The organism is Cupriavidus sp. 05T313 (assembly GCF_056396665.1).
Map to the genome: position 1 here is coordinate 1 of NZ_JBFTLX010000050.1, position 16,756 is coordinate 16,756.

A 16,756-nucleotide genomic window follows, 5' to 3' on the forward strand; every position below is an offset into this window, starting at 1 on the left:
TCTCGGTCATTTTTTTCTCCTAGTGCTGATACGGAATCGTTCATCGGGTCAGCGCTTTACTTATCTTGGCGTGGCGGCGATTACCGGTAGCACGGCACCTTTGCGTCATAGCCACCAGAATCGAAACGACGATGTTGCTGCCAGTGCGATCAGACAACTGTTACTGTTCTTGTATAGCACCGGATTTGCTCGCGTTCATAAAAATAGCCGAGACAAGGCGCCAGCTTGTACACGCCTGGTCGTGCGGCCGGCCCGCGTTGGCGCCTTGCCCGTAAGCTTGTATAGGTCGTCAGTCAAGCGATCGTACCGCCCCACTGCGTAGAGCTTTGCCATCACCACGAGGTGCTTGACGAGGTGGCCAGGGAAGCCAGCTTCCCGAAGCTTGTCGGCCCAGGCCGAGAGCGGCACATTGCGGTAGCGAATCGTCCGACCGAGCGCCTCGGAGAAGGCGCGCGCATAGTGTTCAAGGTCGGCGGACTCGGGGCCGGTCAGGTTGTAGATGTTGCCGATATATGGCGCGAGGTCGTCGAGGATCACGGACACAGCGCGCGCCACATCCAGAGCCGAGATCGGCGACGTCCGACCGCTACCGAGCGGCAACGCCAGCTCGTCGTTGCCATTGCGCAGCGTGAAGGTTCAGGTGCGGCCATCGGCGCTGGAGGTGTAGCGCTCCACCATCTGTGGGTGGACTTTGCCCTGTGCATCCATGCCGAACGGCGTGTCGTAGATCGCATAGCCATGGTTGCGCGTCAAGAACGCGGCTGTCCAGATCGGATCGAGAATCTTCAGGTCCGACTGCGGCACCACTTTCTGGTCCCGCGCTAGCGCAAGCGGATTCGCGCCGGCCATCGGCGCGCCAAGCACGAGCCCCGGCGAACCCCCTCTTCATCGTCAGCACGGAACGGCTCCTTTCAGGCGGCGCATGGAATCAGGCGACCTCGACAATCAGTTCGATTTCCAGGCAGGCGCCGAGCGGCAACTGCGGCACTCCGAACGCGCTGAGCGCGTGCTGGCCGCGCGTGCCAAACACCTCGGCGAACAGTTCGCTGGCGCCATTGGTCACGAGGTGCTGCTCAGTGAAGTCCGCGGTCGAATGGACGAGGCTCGTCAGCTTGACGATACGCACGATTGCATTGAGGTCGCCGGTGGCGGCGTGCAGCGTCGCGAGCAAGTCGATGGCAACCAGGCGGGCCGCCGCAATACCGTCGGCGGTGCGCAGGTCACCACCGAAGCGGCCGGTTCGAACCTGGCCATTGATGCGGGAGAGATGGCCGGATACGTGGATCAGGTTGCCGGACCGCACGCTCGGCACGTAGGCTGCCGCCGGGCCCGAAGCCTTGGGCAGTTCGATGCCTAGCTGCGTGAGCCTGTCGTAGACCCCAGGCGCCGGGGCGAACACCGGACCGTTCGGTTTCAGGCGCATGCCGGGCTTGAGATGCTTCCATGGCAGCTCCGCCGGATCGGCGATGAACGGACCGGGCGCACGCACCACGAAAATGTCTTCCGCGATTGAGGCGAAGTCGGCGCGGAAATGCACTGAGCTCTTGTTCACGAGGATCTTCATCCCCGCCGGTTCGATGCCGACCGCGCGGTACATATTGCGGTCGAGCAGTTGTGCCTTGGTCGAGCTAACGGCAACGAGCACGCCATCGATCCGCAGTCGCGCCATGGGTCCCATGTCGGCAGCCTTGCCATGCATCATTGGTCCTCCGTAGACGAACTTGCCTTCGGACAGCGCCTCCACCTCGAAGGTCGCGCGCAGTGGGGCATCCTCGCCCACCTGTGGGCAGCCGCCGAGCGCAATATCGATCTTCGCGCCGACACCTGTCTGGTGCGCTGCCGCGGCCGCGGCGGGATCGCAGATGATCCCGATCGCGGCGTTCTGCGCGCCGGCCTTGAGAAGCGCACGCAGCATCCCCATGGTGTTGCCATCGCCGCCGACGCCCGGGTTGTCCTGCGTGTCCGCGAGGATCACCGGCCGCGTGGCCTTTTGCGCGATCCGCATGGCACGCTGCACCGCTGCATCCGGCTCCTCGAACTGCACGGCCCACTGGTTCTCCGGTTCGCAGATGCGCGCGAACAGTGTGTCGACGGCCTGCTCGACGCGCAGCTTGTCGAAGCCGTACCCCCAAACCACAGGACCACACTCGGCGAAGTCGGCCGCGGGAAAGCCCGGCGTGAACGACAGCGACAGCACGCCTTGCCGCTCCAGTTCTTCGAGTTGCCCGTAGATGCCTTGAGCGGGTTGCATCATCGTGGACATGCTGTTGACCGGAATCATGAACGGCACGCGCCGTGCTACCAGGTGCGCACGCGTCCCCCGCCTGCCAAGTTCCAGGAGCAGTTCGGCCGCGCGCTTACCTGTGGCGGCCATGTCCACATGCGGATAGGTGCGATACGCTACCACGCCGTCCGATAGAGCGAGCATCCGCTCGGTGACGTTGGCATGCAGGTCCAGCGAGACTACGATCTTCATGTCGGGGCCGGCCACGGCGCGGATGCGCGCCAGCAACTCTCCCTCTCCATCGTCGAGGTGCTGGGCCACCATGGCGCCATGCAGGTCAAGATAGATCGCGTCGTACGAGGCCGTCGTCACCGCCTCCACAATTTCTCCGGCGATGCGCTCGTAGGCATCGGTCGTGACGTGGGCCGAGGCACCGGCGGCCGCCCAGATCACCGGCGTGACGGCGTGACCATGCTCGCGCACGTGGTGGATGAAGCCGCTGATCGGCACGTTCACGTTCAGCAGGTCATAAATCGCCTCGCCGCGGACCATGGCGGGAAAGTCCTCGCCACGGACGAAGCTCTCGTAGGTGGCCATGGTTGGGGCGAACGTATTGGTTTCGTGTTGGAAACCGGCAACTAGGATATTCAAGTGAGAACTTCCTGGGACTGGATGCTGGGACCGTGCCGGGTGGAATTACTGAGGCGTCAGCTTGATTGAGTGGGCGAGCTTCCTGAACTTTTGGGTCTCGTCGGCGTAGAACGCCGCAGAAGCCTCGAGCGTCTGCGGCTTCATCGGCTGAACGCCGGAGAGCGCAAGGGCCTTGATCAGTTCGGGCGACTGCAGCGCCCGCTGCGAGGCCTCCAGCAATATGCGTGCACGTTCTGCAGGGATGCCGGTCCTGCCCATGACGCCCAGCCAGATCGAATAGACGAACTCGGACCTGCGCGCGACGCTGGTTTCGGAGATCGCCGGCACATCGGGCAGGGTTCGCATGCGCTGCGTGTCCAGCACTGCGATCGCCTTGATCTTGTGTGACTCGAGCAGTTGGGTGGAGGCACCGAGGTTTGGCAGGATCGTGATGTCTATCTGGTGACCGGTCAGATCCGCCAGCATCGGCGTGGCGCCCTTGTACGGCACCTGCAGCATCTTGGCGCCGGTCAGCTGCGCCATGTACTCTGCGACGATGTGGTACATCGTCCCATAGCCCGGATTGCCGAAGGTCAGGCTCTGGCTGCCCGGCTGTTTGCCGGCCGCAATGATTTGTTCGAGCGAGTTGTACGGCAGGTCGCTGCGAGCCATGAGCACGAGCGGGTGGATCGAGACCGGCGCCAGCAGCGCAAGGTCCTCCGACTTGTACTTGGCGCTGGCCAGCGCCAGCGGCGTCAGGATGGCTTCGTTGGGCGAACCCATGATCAGCGTGTAGCCATCGGCGGGACGGCTCAGTAGCCGCTGCACCGCCAGCGCGCCGCCGGCACCGGGCAGATTTTCGATGACCACGGGCTGGCCGAGTGCCTTGGCCATCGTCGGCTGCATGGCCCGCGCAAGTACGTCAGCGGGCCCCCCCGGCGGGAATGCGACCAACATCGATATCGGCTTGGTGGGAAACGCGTCGGCGGCGGATGCCGGCGCGCTGGTCAGAGTAATCCCCAGGAGGGCGGCGCTAAGCGCCATCCAGCGTTTGTGGGCGGGTGGTCCTTGGTCTCGCATGTCGTCCTCGACTCTCTTATTGCCTTCGCTTAGATGACGTAAATTAGTTGGTGAGGAACATTGTTGTCTTTGAAGTTCGCTGGAGCAATAGCAACTTTTTTCTAGATCGTTGCTCTATGGGCAACGTTGGCGGGTGGCGGATCAGGACCGCACAGGCGGTGCAGGCAAAGCTGTCGCAAGTGTGTGAACGTCGTGTATCTGATGTATGTCTCGTTGGCGGTCGAATGTACTGTTTTGTGTCTTGTCCGGTATCGGATTCAAATCGTCGGGTCCTCGCCCCGACGCTCTCTCCCGAAAGCCACAATGGGAGCCAATCAGGCGGCACGAAATGAAGAAATCAGACATCGAGCGATGCAGTGGCGTCCGCGGCAGCTCAACAATCATCGGCACATCGGCGCCGAAAGCACGGCATCTCCATCACAGATCAGTTGGGCTTCGGCGCAGTCGCTGGCTGAGACAACGCGCGCGCCACACGACGGGCTTGCAGTTGCTGCGCCCGGTTCGCATCGGCCTTTGAAACCTGTCCCGCCTCCCGCCCCGCCAGATCCACGCGTGCTGCACCTTCCACCAGGCAGGTCCAGTAGCGGGTGCCGCGGCACCAGGTCCGGATCGCGTGGCGCAATACCGGCTCGCTCAGGCCAAGTTCCTGCGCCTGCGGGACGAGATCCTCGAAGTTGCCGATCTTGAGCGGCAACTTGGGCGCAGGATTCTTCGGAAAGGTTTGCGGGAAGCGCTTTTGCAGCGTCGCGATGGCTTGCAGCACCGGATCAACGGGCTTAGCGGGCTCATTAAGGGGCGTCGCTGGGCGGGCCGAAGCCTTCGGGGGGGGCGCGACGCGTCTTGGCCCGTGGCGCGGCCTTGGCTTGCCTTGCCAGTTGTTCCTTCAATGCCGCCAGCTGTTCGAAGCCCATCGTGCCCAGCCATAAAAGAACGCCCACATTTGCGGAATTTGAGGTCGCCATTAGCCGAAATAACGATCTGCAACATCAACTATCAGCAGCGACGTGCGCAAGGGCTGCCTATTTCAAGCGCAGGAGCGGAATCAGTCGTCGACTATGTGATTGGTCAACGCATGAAGAGGAATGGGCACATGCGCTGGACGATCCCGGGAGCCAATGCACTGCTGCAGGTGCGATGTGCCGTTCTCAATGGCGAGGACATAAGCAATTTCAGGCGTTGATACCCGCCTGACAGGCGATCGAGGGATTTTCGAATGTATTCCCTGCGTCATAGAAGGTGCCCCCGATTTTGGCCGCTCCCTCCAAGGTTCGAAGGGGCAGTGCACGGCGCGCTCGATCGATAGCGCAGTGCTCAGGGCGCCGGCTCCTGCGGATCGAAATCCAACTCGATCCTGGCGCCGTTGGGGTCGTGCAGGAACAGTTGCCAGATGCCGGTGCCCGGCTGCCGCCCGAGGTTGAACGGAACATCCAGCTGGCGCAGATGATGCGCGACACGGGGGAGATTGGTCGCGCTGAATGCCATGTGATCCAGCACACCCGCGGTGGATACCGGTAGCTCGTCTTTCGCGACCAGGTGAATGATGGGCGCGCTAGCCGCATAGAGCCACGCGCCCGGAAACGAGAACGGCGGGCGCTCACCGGTCTCGAAGCCAAGTACGTTGGTATAGAACGCCACGCTGTCTTCCAGCGCCGCGGTGAGTACGGTGAAGTGGTTCATTCCGGCAATCGCCATGCATTGCTCCTATTCTGCAGGAGCCCAGGGGCTCCCTATCGTTACGCTAAATATCGTCAGTGCCCCCCCGGAAGCCGGGCGAAGGCGTGATCATTCCCACCTCGGTCTCCGACGCGACGCCAAGAAGAAAGATCCGCTGGGGTTCAAGAGGTTGCCGTCGCGCATGGTCGCGGCGAGTTGGTGGCGCCGATCCTCCGGCTGGAGGGCGGCGCCCGGTTCTCCCGGGCGTTTTGTCCAAATCCGTCCAAATCGATTCCTTCCTTTTGATCCCTGAATCCGGGTAGGCAGTCAGGTATGGTCGGCCAATGCCTGGCCGCCACGCCAGCCGTAGTGTCGCCGCGCAAGAAGATATGATGCATGATATATTCTCTTGGCGTCAACATTGGTATCCGGCTGGAAGCCTGCCGTACGTCCTGTGTTGTCGTCTCTCTTGGACAAGGAACGCCTTTTCAGGCAAAGGATGTCTCGATGAAGTTCATCAGTCATGGCCCGGGAACCGGGGCGGATACGCTGGTTTTGAAGGAAGCCCACCCCCCCGCGGTAGCCGCCCACGAAGTGCTGGTCCGCGTGGCGTTCGCCGGCGTCAACCGCCCGGACGTTTTGCAACGGCTAGGGTTGTACAATCCGCCGCCGTCCGCATGCCCGTACCTGGGCCTGGAGATTTCGGGCACGGTCGAGCAGGTAGGCGAATCGGTCACGCAGTGGAAAGTCGGCGATCGAGTCTGCGCCTTGACGCACGGTGGCGGCTACGCGGAATTCTGTGCCGCCGACGCGCGGCATTGCCTGCCGGTGCCCACAGGGATGACGCTGGAGCAAGCGGCGGCGCTACCGGAAAACTACATCACGGTATGGGCCAACCTGTTCGCCGGCAAGCTGGTGTCGCGCGGCAAGACCATCCTGATCCATGGCGGCAGCAGCGGCATCGGCATTACAGCCATCCAGATGTCCCGCGAGCTTGGCGCCGAGGTCATCGTCACCGCCGGCAATGCGCAAAAGCTGGCGATCTGCCGGCAGCACGGCGCCACGCATCTGATCAACTACCGCGAGCAGGACTTCAATGACGTCGTCTCGGAGGTAACGCAGGGCAAGGGCGTCGACGTGGTGCTGGATATGGTGGGCGGGCGCTACATCGAAATGAACCTGCGCGCGCTGGCGCTGGACGGCTCGCTGGTCCAGATCGCGTTCCTCGAGGGCAGCCGTGTTGATATCGACCTGCTGCCGGTTATGCTCAAGCGGCTCAAGATGACGGGCTCCACGCTGCGGGCGCGCACCCCGGAAAGCAAGGCGGCGCTGATCGTGGGTTTGCACGACGCGTTCTGGCCCGTGCTGGACCAGGGCCGGTGCCTGCCGCTCATTCATTGCGTGATGCCGCTTGCCGATGCGGGCAAGGCGCATGCGTTGATGGAGTCGAGCACGCACGCCGGCAAGATCCTGCTCAAGGTGGCATAGGCAGGTACGTCCAGGGCTGCACCGCCGATGGTCGTGCGGCCCTGCTATCGGGCTTGCGTGTCAGCCGGGGTCATCCTGCACCGGGGTGTCCCCGACGAGGAAGTCGATCAACGCGCGCGACGCCGCCGACAAACGCCGATGTGGCGCAAAAACCAGTGAAAACGGCCGGGGCCGGCCGTGAGCATGGGCCAGTACTTCCACGAACACGCCGTCCCGGATGCGCTGGTCCGCGATGAACCTGTAGGTCTGGCAGATGCCCAGCCCTTGCTCTGCCAGCGACACGACGCCTAGCACATCGTCGGAGACCTGCAAGCCGCCCGACGGTGTCCACTCCACATCGGCGCCGTCGTCCCTGAACGCCCAGGGCCCAACCCGGCCGGTGCTGGGCATCACGAAGTGCAGGCAGGCATGGCCCGCGAGGTCGCCGATGGCCTGCGGCGTGCCCGCGCGCTTCAGGTAGGCCGGCGTGGCGACCACGCATAGCTCGGCATCTTCCAGCTTGCGCGCCACCAGCCCGCTGTCCGGCAGCTTACCCAGGCGTATGGCGACGTCGAACCCCTCTGCCACCAGGTCCACATTACGATTGGTGATGTTCAGTTCGATCTGCACATCAGGATAGCGCGCGATGGCCCCCGCCGTGACCGATCCCTTATCCACGACCACGATAAACGCCTCCACATCGCTCAGATGATCAAATCGACGCCCCATTATTGCCTCTGAAGAACAGGTGATTTCCCTATGCGGGAGTTTATCGCCGCAAGCGGCTTGAATAAAGTGTGTGCATTCGCCGCGTGCGCAGCGGCGCGAACGGTTCGAGCTATCGGGGGAAAAATGAAACAGATGCACAAGCTTGCCGCCGGTGCGGTAATGGCAATGGCCGCGTTTGGCGCGCAGGCCGGTAACGTCCTGGTGGTGCTCTCCGACTCGGATCACCTGGACCTGAAGGATGGCAAGGTATTCGAAACCGGGTTCTACCTGAACGAGCTGATGCAGCCGGTAAAGCGCTTGCTCGACGCCGGCCACGCTGTCACGTTTGCTACGCCCAGGGGCAATGCGCCTACGGTGGACAAGTCGTCGATCGACAAGATGTATTTCAACGGTGACGAAGCCGCGCTCCAGGCGCACAAGGTGTTGATGGAGCGCCTGGAGATCACCTTGCGCGGCAGGTCACCGGTGATCAGCTTGTCGCGCGTGGAGCAGATTGGCTACGACCGCTTTGATGCCGTGTACATCCCCGGCGGGCATGCGCCGATGCAGGACCTGCTGCAAAGCCCGGAGCTTGGCAAGCTGCTGGCAAGCTTCCATGCACGTGGCAAGACCACGGCGCTGGTTTGCCATGGCCCTATTGCGTTGTTATCGACGCTGCCGGATGCGCGTAGCTATGTGCAAGCGCTCCAGGCCGGAGCGGATGTGCAAGCCGCTCCGGCCTGGATCTATGCGGGCTATCGGCTTAYGGTGATCAGTAATGTGGAAGAGGAGCAGGCGAAAGGCTTGCTGAACGGCGGGGCGATGAAGTTCTATCCGCAGACGGCGCTGGAGAAGGCCGGCGCGCGCTATGGCAGCAACGTGGCGCCGTGGACGCCCCATGTGGTCGTGGACCGCGAGTTGATCACAGGGCAGAACCCGGCTTCGGCACTGGCCGTTGCCGGCAAGTTGATGGAACGCCTGAAGTAGGCCCCCGAGTCTGCTCAGCCGCGGCCGGAGGGCGTTTCCCCGAGCCGCGCGCTGAGGTAGTCAAGAAAGGATGTAATGCGCGAGGACAGCAACGTGTTGCGGTAATAGACCGCATGGATGGGCTGCTCGAGCTCCACGGTGCCTGCATCAGCACCTGGACCAGGTCGCCCCGGCCCCGGTCCGCTTGCGTCATGTAGTCGGCCAGGCAGGCAATGCCTTCGACGGCGAGCGCGAGCTTCAGCAGGGTCTCGCCGCTGGGGGCGCGCAGGCCGGGCTCGATCCACAGGGTGTCACCAAGCGCATGGCGTAGGGGCCATTGGTTGAACGTGTCCGGTTGGGTGAATGCGAGCAGGCTGTGGCTGGTGAGTGCGCTGACATGCTTGGGTTTGCCGCGCGCCTTGAGATACGCGGGGTTGGCCACCAGGCGCAGGCGGCTGTTGCACACCGCACGCGCATGCAGGGTGGCGTTCCGCAGCGCGCCAATGCGGATCGCCACGTCGGTGCAGGGGCTGCAGTATCGTGCCTTCCCGCCTGCGGGAGTAAGCCGCCGGGAGTCAGAAGATACTTGCCCGAGGCGCAAGAATCGCGCTTGCATGGCTAGCCGGGTCAGGCGATGGTCTGCACGGTGCCCCCCTCTGCCCGGATCGCCGCGCCATTGACCACCGCGGCCCGCTCGCTGGCGAGAAAGGCGACCACGTTGGCAACTTCAGCCGGTTTCGCAAGGCGATAGATTAGCGAGGAGGGGCGGTTCTCCTGCATGAACTTTCGTTCCGCGTCGGCGTAGGACAAGTCAGGGTTCACCGACTTGATGAAGGCTTTGAGGCTTTCCGTTTCGGTGGGGCCCGGCAGCACGGCGTTCACTGTGACGGCGGTGCCTTTCGTGAGTTCGGCCAGGCTGCGCGAAATGGAGAGTTGCGTCGCCTTGCTGGCGCTGTAGTGCGCCATCGAAGCCATCGGCGTGAGCGCGACCTCGCTGGAGATGAAGATTACGCGGCCGTGGCCCCGATCGAGCATGCCCTTCATGTAAGTGCGGGCGAGGCGCACACCGCTCCACACATTGACGTCGAAGATGCGTTGCCAGTCTGCATCGGAGGTGCTGAAGAAATGGCTGAGCGCGTAGGTGCCGATGTTGTTGACCAGGATATCGATCTCGGGAAACGCCTCGGCCGCCAGCTTCTCGCTGCCTGCAACGCTCATGTCCGCGACAAGCGCCAGCGAGCGGCCGGCGCCAAAGCGCGCGTTGAACGCCCCTACCACTTGCTCGACGTTCGCGGCGTTGCGCCCATTGACGATGACCCGCGCGTCGTCCTCCAGCAATTGCGCGGCGATGGCATGGCCGATTCCGGATGTGGATGCGCTGACCAGCGCGGTCTTGTCTTTCAGGTTCAGATCCATGATGTATCTCGAAATATTGATAAAGACAGCAGATCGATGCCCGCCATTTCAGGTTGAAGTATGGCGGGCCATAACTCCTTTGATAACGGCATGCAATGGAATATGATTGTTGAATTCAATTCGTTTCATTCAGAAGATGGATAGTCGCAGCGGTGAGATGCTGGTGTTCACGAAAATCGTGGAAACAGGCAGTTTTTCAGCGGCGGGAAAAGTGCTGGACCTGACTGCATCGGCCGTGAGCAAGCTGCTTGGCAGGATCGAAGAGCGGTTGGGTGTGCAATTGGTGCGCCGTTCCACCCGGCAATTGGTCATCACCAATGAGGGAAAGCACTTCTATGACAGCTGCGTTCGGATATTGAATGACATAGAAGAAGCCGAGCAGGGCGTTTCGCAGGGCACGGTAGCGCCGCACGGCGTCCTGCGCGTCAATGTGTCATTGCCGTTCGGCACGCATCACCTGATTCCCCTCGTTCCCGAATTTCATCAGCGCTATCCGGAAATCACGCTCGATATCTCGCTCACCGATGCGCTGGTCGACCTGCAGCGCGAACGTATCGACGTGGCGATCCGCATGGGGCCACTGGCCGATGCGAGTTTCCGCGCGCGTGTGCTGGGCGAGAGCCGGCGCGCGGTGGTAGCGTCGCCAGCTTACGTGGCGGCGCACGGACGCCCGCAAACGCCGGAGGACTTGCAGCGGCATCGGTGCCTGGGCTTTAACTTCAGGCGTTCGCTGGACGAGTGGCCGTTCCTGGTCGATCGACATACCGTCTATATGCCGATGCGTGGCGACATGCTGACCAATAATGGCGAGACCATGCGCCAGCTGACGCTGGATGGGATGGGCATCAGCCGCCTCGGCCTGTTTCACGTGGCGAGGGATATCGAGGCGGGCCGCCTGGTGGAACTGCTGAGGGAATACAACCCGGACGATAAGGAGGAGATCCATGCGATCTTCAGCAACCAGCGCTATATGCCGCTGCGCGTGCGGGTGTTCATCGATTTCCTGGTTGAACGGATCGGGCCGGAACTGCGTCGCTTTGCAGCCAGCTAGCGTGGCGCAAGGCGCAGGCGCTCCGAGGCATTGCCCGGGAGCGCTGCGGTGCCAGGAGAGTCAGGCAACCTGATGCATCTCATGCAGCTCGAACTCGCCGATGCAGTGGCCGGCGGCTTCGCGGAATGCCTGGATGTAATCGCTCGCCAGATGGCTGCGCCATTGTTCCGCCGAAGCCCATTGCTCGACGAAGGTCACCAGGCCGGGTTCGGTGTTCGATACATGCAGCTCGTATCGGAGGCAGCCGGGCTGCTGGTTGGCCGACGCGACCACCTTGATCTGTTCGGCGATCATGCGGTTTTCAAGGCCGGGCCTCGCCCGCGCGTGAGCGATGATAGTCAGGGTATTTTTCATGAGGCACCTCAACGCTGAGCCGCTGCGGGCGGGTACTGGTTCGCGTCTTCCGGAGACGGGCCGCCATGCAGCCAGTTCACCACCCAGCCGCTCTCCAGGATGTTGAGCGTTTGCGAGCCCGCCGGCAGCCATGCCTCGTGCTCCACGCCGCCGGGCGCACGGAAGAACCCGCCGTTTTCCACGTTGTAGCGCACGCCGCTGGATTCAAACACATGGGTGCCGCCAACCAGGATCACATGGGACTCCGCGAGATCATGCGTGTGGGGCTTGATATGCACCGCGATGGGCGTGCGGAACATCAGCATCGTCAGTCCCCTCTTCTGGTCGACATGCAGGATCGCGTATTCGGGCGAGTTCCTTCCCAGCGCGGGAATGGTCTTCTCCCATTTGAGCGCGGCGGGATTGATCAGGGAAGGGAGCGGGGCAGCGGATGCAGCGGGGGTGGCCGCATCCGCCGGATGCGCAGCACCGAGCGAAAAGAGGAGAGCGGCGAAGGCGGAGGCCAAGGTGGCCTTCGCGGCAAAAAAGGCTATACCGCGCGGTGCGCGCGCCTCGGAGAGAATCGTGTCCATGATGTTCCTTGTGAGCGGCCTGGTTGAAGACACTGTTTTCAACGACAACCTGGAACATAGTATTGGCGAGAGCGACTCCCTCAACTAGAGGGCGCAATGGAACTTCAAGCTGGAAAAAAATTCAGGGATGGCCAGGCGCAATCAGGCAGTTTCCGGCGCCGGGGCGGTCAGACCTGTTCTTCTTCCCGCGATGCCATCCACTCCAGCAGCACCGTCTTGCCCCACTGGATATCGTCGCGAATGGCTGCGGATGCTATCTTGGCGTCACCTCGGGTAAGGCCATCGAGCACGCGATAGTGAGGATGCTCTTCCAGGCTTTCCCGGCTGGCCTGCAGCTCCGTGTGGAAGATATGCAGCAAAGGACCCATGCGCACCCACATACTCTCGACGACGGAGAACAGGTTGGGCAGGTGCGATGCGGCGAGCAGTTCGAAGTGGAACTTGCGGTTCTGGCTGGCCGCCTCGCGCGGGCTGGTCGCCACGGCCTTGATAAAGGCTTCGTGCGTCTTGCGCAGGCGGGCAATCTCCTGCGGCGTGATGCGCGCCGCGGCCGCCTCGGCGGCCGCGCCTTCCAGCAGCGTGCGCATCAGCTGGATCTCCGCGACGGTGCCCGGATCCAGCTCGGGCACGGTGATGGAGGTGGCGGCCGTCATGGTCAGGGCCTGCTCGCTTACCAGCCGGAAGATCGCCTCGCGCACGGGGGTGGTGCTTGTTCCCATCGATTCGGCCAGCTCCGCCACGCGCAATCGCTCGCCCGGCACGTACTTGCCGCTCATCAATGCGGATCGGATCTGGTCATAGACGCGTGACGACAGATTGCTCTTCTCCACGCGCGCGAGTTCTTTCATAACGTCTAGTCTCGATAAATGGTGTTCAGGGGCACATCATATATGATATGCAATGCTGCCCCGTCCGTTATGGCATGACGCGTTCCGGCTCCGGCGGCTAGCCCAGCAGGTAATCCACCAGCAGGTCGATCTGCGCCGTCACCATATGCTCGCCCCGGTGGATCCGGCATCCGCGCGCCTTTGCCGCCAGCAGGAGGGCGGTTTCCGCCGGCTGCATGATGACCTCGGCCACGAGGCTGCTAGGATCAAGCAGGACGGGGTCCAGCGGCAGCGGATCCTCGGGTTTCAGGCCGAGAGAAGTCCCGTTGACAATCAGATCCCATTGCCCGGCCGCGCCTTCGGCGGAGCCGACAGCCGCATCGGGCCGTTTGGCTTTCAATTGTGCCACCAGCAAGTCAGCCTTATCCCGCGTGCGGTTGACGATGGTCAGCTGCCGCACGCCCGCATCGAGCAGGGCGGCGGCGACCGCCGTCGCGGCGCCGCCCGCGCCCAGCAGCAAGGCGCGCTTGCCGGCCGGGTCGATCCCCTGGCCGCGAAGGCCCGTCACGAATCCCACGCCGTCGTACATGCGGCCGATAAAGCGGCCGTCGGGTGTGCGGCGCGCGACATTGCACACGCCGAGATGCGCCGCGATACCTTCGAGCCCATCGCACAGCGCCGCCATCTGCTGCTTGTGCGGCACGGTGACGATTACGCCGGCCAGGTTTTCCACCAGGCGCAGTCCCTCTAGCGCTGCGGGCAGTTGCGCCGGCGAGACCTTCCATGGCACGAGCACGGCGTTCAGCCCCAGCGCCGCCACGCGGGCGTTGAAGAAGGTGGGCGTTCGCACGTGGTGGGTGGGGTAGGCGAGGATCACGACGACCCGGGTGCGGCCGTCGATGGGCGCCACGGGCAAGCTGCTTGTCTCTGACATTGTTGGGTGCTCCGGAAGAATCAAGAAGGGTCAAAAAGGACTGCAAACAAGGCGCCGGCAAAAAACCTTCTTGCCAGGCACCGATAATGATGTAGGATATATCCTATATGATGTATTGAAAAGGCGCAGCGGGATCGGGTTCGATACGCGAACCGGCGGCGAACCAGCGCCATCGACGGAGGAGAGAACGTGCAAGCAGTATTTGGCTCGCCCGGACGCTATGTCCAGGGTGCGGGGGCATTGGATCTGCTGGGCGAACATGTCGCCCGGCTTGGCCGCGACGCCGTGCTGGTCGCGGACAGCATGGTGATGGCCATGATTGGCGAGCGGGTCGGGCGGCTATGCAGTGCCGCGGCGGTCGCGCTGCGCAGCGTCGGCTTTGACGAAGGGCTGACCCCGCAACTGGTCGCCCGGCTGGTCGACGAACTGGGCGGCACCGCGCCAGCCGTGATCATCGCCGCGGGTGGCGGGCGCAGCATCGATGCGGGCAAGGCGCTTGCGGATCATTACCGGGCGCCCGTCATCACGGTGCCCACGGTGGCGTCCAACGACGCGCCCACCAGCAAGAACTATGTCCTGTACGACGAACAGCATCGGCTGCTGGCGGTCAGGCATCTGTCCTATAGCCCCGTTTGCGTGATTGCCGACACCGCGCTGATCTCGCAGGCGCCCGCGCAGATGCTGCTGGCCGGCATTGGCGACGCGATCTCCAAGTCCTTCGAGGCCGCGCAGTGCGCGGCCGCCCTGCAGGGCCGGAACATGTTCGGCACCCGGCCCTTGCTGTCGGCGCAAGCGCTGGCGCGGGAATGCCACCGCGTGCTGGTGGCGGATGCGCAGGGTGCGCTGGCCGTCGCGGGATCGGGCCAGCCGGATGCGGCGTTCGAGCGCGTGGTGGAAGCTACCATCCTGATGTCTGGGCTGGGTTTTGAAAGCGGTGGCCTGTCGATTGCGCATGCGTTGACGCGCGGGTTGTCCACGCTGCGCGAGGCCAGGCGCGCAGCGCACGGCTTGCAAGTGGCCTATGGCCTGCTGGTCCAGCTAGAACTGGAGCAGCGCACGGATGGTGCCCGCGCAGAAATCGAGGCGCTCTACCGGCAAATCGGGCTGCCGCTCAGCCTGAACGGCCTTGGGCTTGGCGACGCCACGCGTGAGGAACTCGAGGCCGCGGCGGAGCTGTCATTGGCCGCGCCCCACATGAAGAATTTCTCGCGCGAGCTGAGTGCTGCCGATATCGCGGATGCGATGCAGGTAGTGGAAGCCCGCGCGCTCGCGACACTACGGTAAGCCCACGGCAAGCCCACAAGAAGCTGGAGACGACATGAGGTTGAACGATGCGGCATTGATGCGCACGCAGGCGTACATCGATGGCGAATGGACCCAGGCCGATGACGGCGCGCGCTTCGCGGTTGCCAATCCGGCCTGCGGCGCGGTGATTGCCGAGGTGCCCGACATGGGCGAAGCCGAAACCCGACGCGCGATTGCCGCTGCGGAGCAGGCGCTTGCGTCCTGGCGCGCCACTACGGCCAAGCACCGGGCCGACAGCCTGCGCCGCTGGTACGACTTGATCCGATTGCACCAGGCCGATCTTGCGGCGCTGATGACGGCTGAGCAGGGCAAGCCGCTGGCCGAAGCCGAGAGCGAGGTGGTCTACGGTGCGTCATTCGTGGAGTGGTTCGCGGAAGAAGCCACGCGGACCTACGGCGAACTGATTCCTGCGCCGGCCGGTGACCGCCGGCTGATGGTCATCAAGCAGCCGGTAGGCGTGGTCGCTGCGCTCACGCCATGGAACTTCCCGGTGGCGATGGCCACGCGCAAAGTCGCGCCAGCGCTGGCGGCGGGCTGTACAGTGGTGCTCAAGCCCGCCTCCGAGACGCCGCTGTGCGCACTGGCGCTGGCCGAACTGGCCCACCGTGCGGGCATTCCGCGCGGGGTCTTCAATGTGGTGACCAGCGCGCGCGCCGCGGTCATTGGCGCGGTGCTAGCGCAGAGTCCCGCTGTGCGCAAGCTGTCGTTCACCGGCTCCACTCGCGTCGGCCGGCTGCTGATGGTGCAGTCCGCCGCCAATATCAAGAAGCTGTCCCTCGAGCTCGGCGGCAATGCGCCGTTCATCGTGTTCGAAGACGCCGACCTGGACGCGGCGGTACGTGGGGCGATGGTGTCCAAGTACCGCAACGCGGGGCAGACCTGCGTCTGTGCCAACCGCATGTTCGTGCACGCCGCCGTCTACGACGAATTCGCGCGTCGGCTTTGCGATGCCGTGGCTGCCCTGAAGGTGGGCGACGGCAGCGGGTCCGGCATCACCATGGGGCCACTCATCAACGCGCGCGCTGCCAACCGCGTGCACGAGATGGTAACGGACGCGGTGGAGCTAGGGGCCCGCGTGCTGGCCGGTGGCCAGCGGCAGGATGCGGGCGGCGCGTTCTATGCGCCGACCGTGGTTGGCGAGGTAACGCCGTCGATGCAACTGGGACGCGAGGAGATCTTCGGCCCGGTGGCGCCGCTGCTGCGCTTCACGTCGGACGAGGAAGTGGTGCGGATGGCCAACGACACGCCGTATGGCCTTGCCGGGTATTTCTATACGCGTGACCTGCGCCGTGTGTGGCGCATTGCCGAGGCGCTGGAATGCGGCATGGTCGGCATCAACGAAGGCTTGATCTCCACCGCCGTCGCGCCCTTCGGCGGCGTCAAGGAATCGGGACTGGGTCGGGAAGGTGCCCGCCAGGGCATCGAGGACTACCTGGAACCCAAGTACATGTGCATGGGCGGCATCTAAGTATTCAAGTCGAAAGGACAAGAGGAGCGAAGCAATGGATTTCCTGTATTTTACGATAGGATGCATGATATATCATGCATCAAAAACAGTAGGAGACGCCC

General features: G+C 63.5%; 17 protein-coding genes and 1 pseudogene. 5 read left to right on the forward strand and 13 right to left on the reverse strand.

Annotated elements, in window-relative coordinates:
* Positions 1 to 195 precede the first annotated feature (195 nt).
* The 6 genes from AC1DKD_RS14075 to AC1DKD_RS14100 form a co-directional block, all read right to left on the reverse strand.
* Complete coding sequence (locus AC1DKD_RS14075) at positions 196 to 543, reverse strand: Rossmann-fold NAD(P)-binding domain-containing protein (protein ID WP_441627127.1); 348 nt, start codon at positions 541 to 543, stop codon at positions 196 to 198.
* A gap of 93 nt (positions 544 to 636) precedes the next feature.
* The gene (locus AC1DKD_RS14080) at positions 637 to 849 is read right to left on the reverse strand and encodes a hypothetical protein (protein WP_441627125.1); all 213 of its coding nucleotides are present in this window, start codon (positions 847 to 849) and stop codon (positions 637 to 639) included.
* 79 nt (positions 850 to 928) lie between these two features.
* Positions 929 to 2,875, reverse strand: a complete 1,947-nt coding sequence (locus AC1DKD_RS14085; RefSeq protein WP_441627123.1) for an Atu1372/SO_1960 family protein — start codon at positions 2,873 to 2,875, stop codon at positions 929 to 931.
* Positions 2,876 to 2,920: 45 nt separating this feature from the next.
* The gene (locus tag AC1DKD_RS14090) at positions 2,921 to 3,934 is read right to left on the reverse strand and encodes a Bug family tripartite tricarboxylate transporter substrate binding protein (RefSeq protein WP_477143375.1); all 1,014 of its coding nucleotides are present in this window, start codon (positions 3,932 to 3,934) and stop codon (positions 2,921 to 2,923) included.
* A 424-nt stretch (positions 3,935 to 4,358) separates the two neighbouring features.
* Complete coding sequence (locus AC1DKD_RS14095; protein ID WP_441627121.1) at positions 4,359 to 4,697, reverse strand: ProQ/FinO family protein; 339 nt, start codon at positions 4,695 to 4,697, stop codon at positions 4,359 to 4,361.
* 548 nt (positions 4,698 to 5,245) lie between these two features.
* Positions 5,246 to 5,626 (reverse strand): VOC family protein, encoded by a 381-nt coding sequence (locus AC1DKD_RS14100; RefSeq protein WP_441627119.1) that lies wholly within the window; start codon positions 5,624 to 5,626, stop codon positions 5,246 to 5,248.
* Positions 5,627 to 6,094: 468 nt separating this feature from the next.
* Here AC1DKD_RS14100 and AC1DKD_RS14105 point away from each other — a divergent pair, with 468 nt between their 5' ends.
* Positions 6,095 to 7,075, forward strand: a complete 981-nt coding sequence (locus tag AC1DKD_RS14105) for an NAD(P)H-quinone oxidoreductase (protein WP_441627117.1) — start codon at positions 6,095 to 6,097, stop codon at positions 7,073 to 7,075.
* Between the two features lie 60 nt (positions 7,076 to 7,135).
* Here the strand turns inward: AC1DKD_RS14105 and AC1DKD_RS14110 are convergent, their stop codons facing one another.
* On the reverse strand, positions 7,136 to 7,783 hold the full coding sequence (locus AC1DKD_RS14110; protein ID WP_477143376.1) for a substrate binding domain-containing protein: 648 nt from the start codon (positions 7,781 to 7,783) through the stop codon (positions 7,136 to 7,138).
* 123 nt (positions 7,784 to 7,906) lie between these two features.
* Between AC1DKD_RS14110 and AC1DKD_RS14115 the strand changes: the two genes are divergently transcribed.
* Positions 7,907 to 8,749: a type 1 glutamine amidotransferase domain-containing protein gene (locus tag AC1DKD_RS14115; protein WP_477143377.1), complete on the forward strand. Its 843-nt coding sequence runs from the start codon at positions 7,907 to 7,909 to the stop codon at positions 8,747 to 8,749.
* 14 nt (positions 8,750 to 8,763) lie between these two features.
* Here the strand turns inward: AC1DKD_RS14115 and AC1DKD_RS14120 are convergent.
* Both AC1DKD_RS14120 and AC1DKD_RS14125 read right to left on the reverse strand, forming a co-directional pair.
* Positions 8,764 to 9,251, reverse strand: a pseudogene (locus AC1DKD_RS14120) (LysR substrate-binding domain-containing protein); the annotation flags it as partial.
* A 104-nt stretch (positions 9,252 to 9,355) separates the two neighbouring features.
* Entirely contained in the window at positions 9,356 to 10,144 is a 789-nt protein-coding gene (locus tag AC1DKD_RS14125; RefSeq protein ID WP_441627111.1) for an SDR family NAD(P)-dependent oxidoreductase, read from the reverse strand.
* A 157-nt stretch (positions 10,145 to 10,301) separates the two neighbouring features.
* On the opposite strand from AC1DKD_RS14125, the gene AC1DKD_RS14130 reads away from it, so the two are divergent.
* Positions 10,302 to 11,195 (forward strand): LysR family transcriptional regulator, encoded by an 894-nt coding sequence (locus AC1DKD_RS14130; RefSeq protein WP_441627109.1) that lies wholly within the window; start codon positions 10,302 to 10,304, stop codon positions 11,193 to 11,195.
* Positions 11,196 to 11,255: 60 nt separating this feature from the next.
* Here the strand turns inward: AC1DKD_RS14130 and AC1DKD_RS14135 are convergent, their stop codons facing one another.
* From AC1DKD_RS14135 to AC1DKD_RS14150, 4 genes are all read right to left on the reverse strand, one after another.
* A complete protein-coding gene (locus tag AC1DKD_RS14135; RefSeq protein WP_441627107.1) occupies positions 11,256 to 11,549 on the reverse strand; it encodes a putative quinol monooxygenase in 294 nt (97 codons plus the stop codon).
* A gap of 8 nt (positions 11,550 to 11,557) precedes the next feature.
* Complete coding sequence (locus AC1DKD_RS14140) at positions 11,558 to 12,121, reverse strand: hypothetical protein (RefSeq protein WP_441627105.1); 564 nt, start codon at positions 12,119 to 12,121, stop codon at positions 11,558 to 11,560.
* Between the two features lie 167 nt (positions 12,122 to 12,288).
* Positions 12,289 to 12,969, reverse strand: coding sequence for a GntR family transcriptional regulator (locus AC1DKD_RS14145; protein WP_441627103.1), 681 nt, complete (start codon positions 12,967 to 12,969; stop codon positions 12,289 to 12,291).
* A gap of 97 nt (positions 12,970 to 13,066) precedes the next feature.
* Positions 13,067 to 13,882, reverse strand: a complete 816-nt coding sequence (locus tag AC1DKD_RS14150) for a shikimate dehydrogenase family protein (protein WP_441627101.1) — start codon at positions 13,880 to 13,882, stop codon at positions 13,067 to 13,069.
* Between the two features lie 189 nt (positions 13,883 to 14,071).
* Between AC1DKD_RS14150 and AC1DKD_RS14155 the strand changes: the two genes are divergently transcribed.
* Both AC1DKD_RS14155 and AC1DKD_RS14160 read left to right on the forward strand, forming a co-directional pair.
* Positions 14,072 to 15,166 carry a glycerol dehydrogenase gene (locus tag AC1DKD_RS14155; RefSeq protein ID WP_441627099.1) on the forward strand — a complete coding sequence of 365 codons (1,095 nt, stop codon included), beginning with the start codon at positions 14,072 to 14,074 and terminating at the stop codon, positions 15,164 to 15,166.
* A 34-nt stretch (positions 15,167 to 15,200) separates the two neighbouring features.
* The gene (locus tag AC1DKD_RS14160) at positions 15,201 to 16,655 is read left to right on the forward strand and encodes an NAD-dependent succinate-semialdehyde dehydrogenase (RefSeq protein ID WP_441627097.1); all 1,455 of its coding nucleotides are present in this window, start codon (positions 15,201 to 15,203) and stop codon (positions 16,653 to 16,655) included.
* The last annotated feature ends 101 nt before the right edge of the window (positions 16,656 to 16,756 follow it).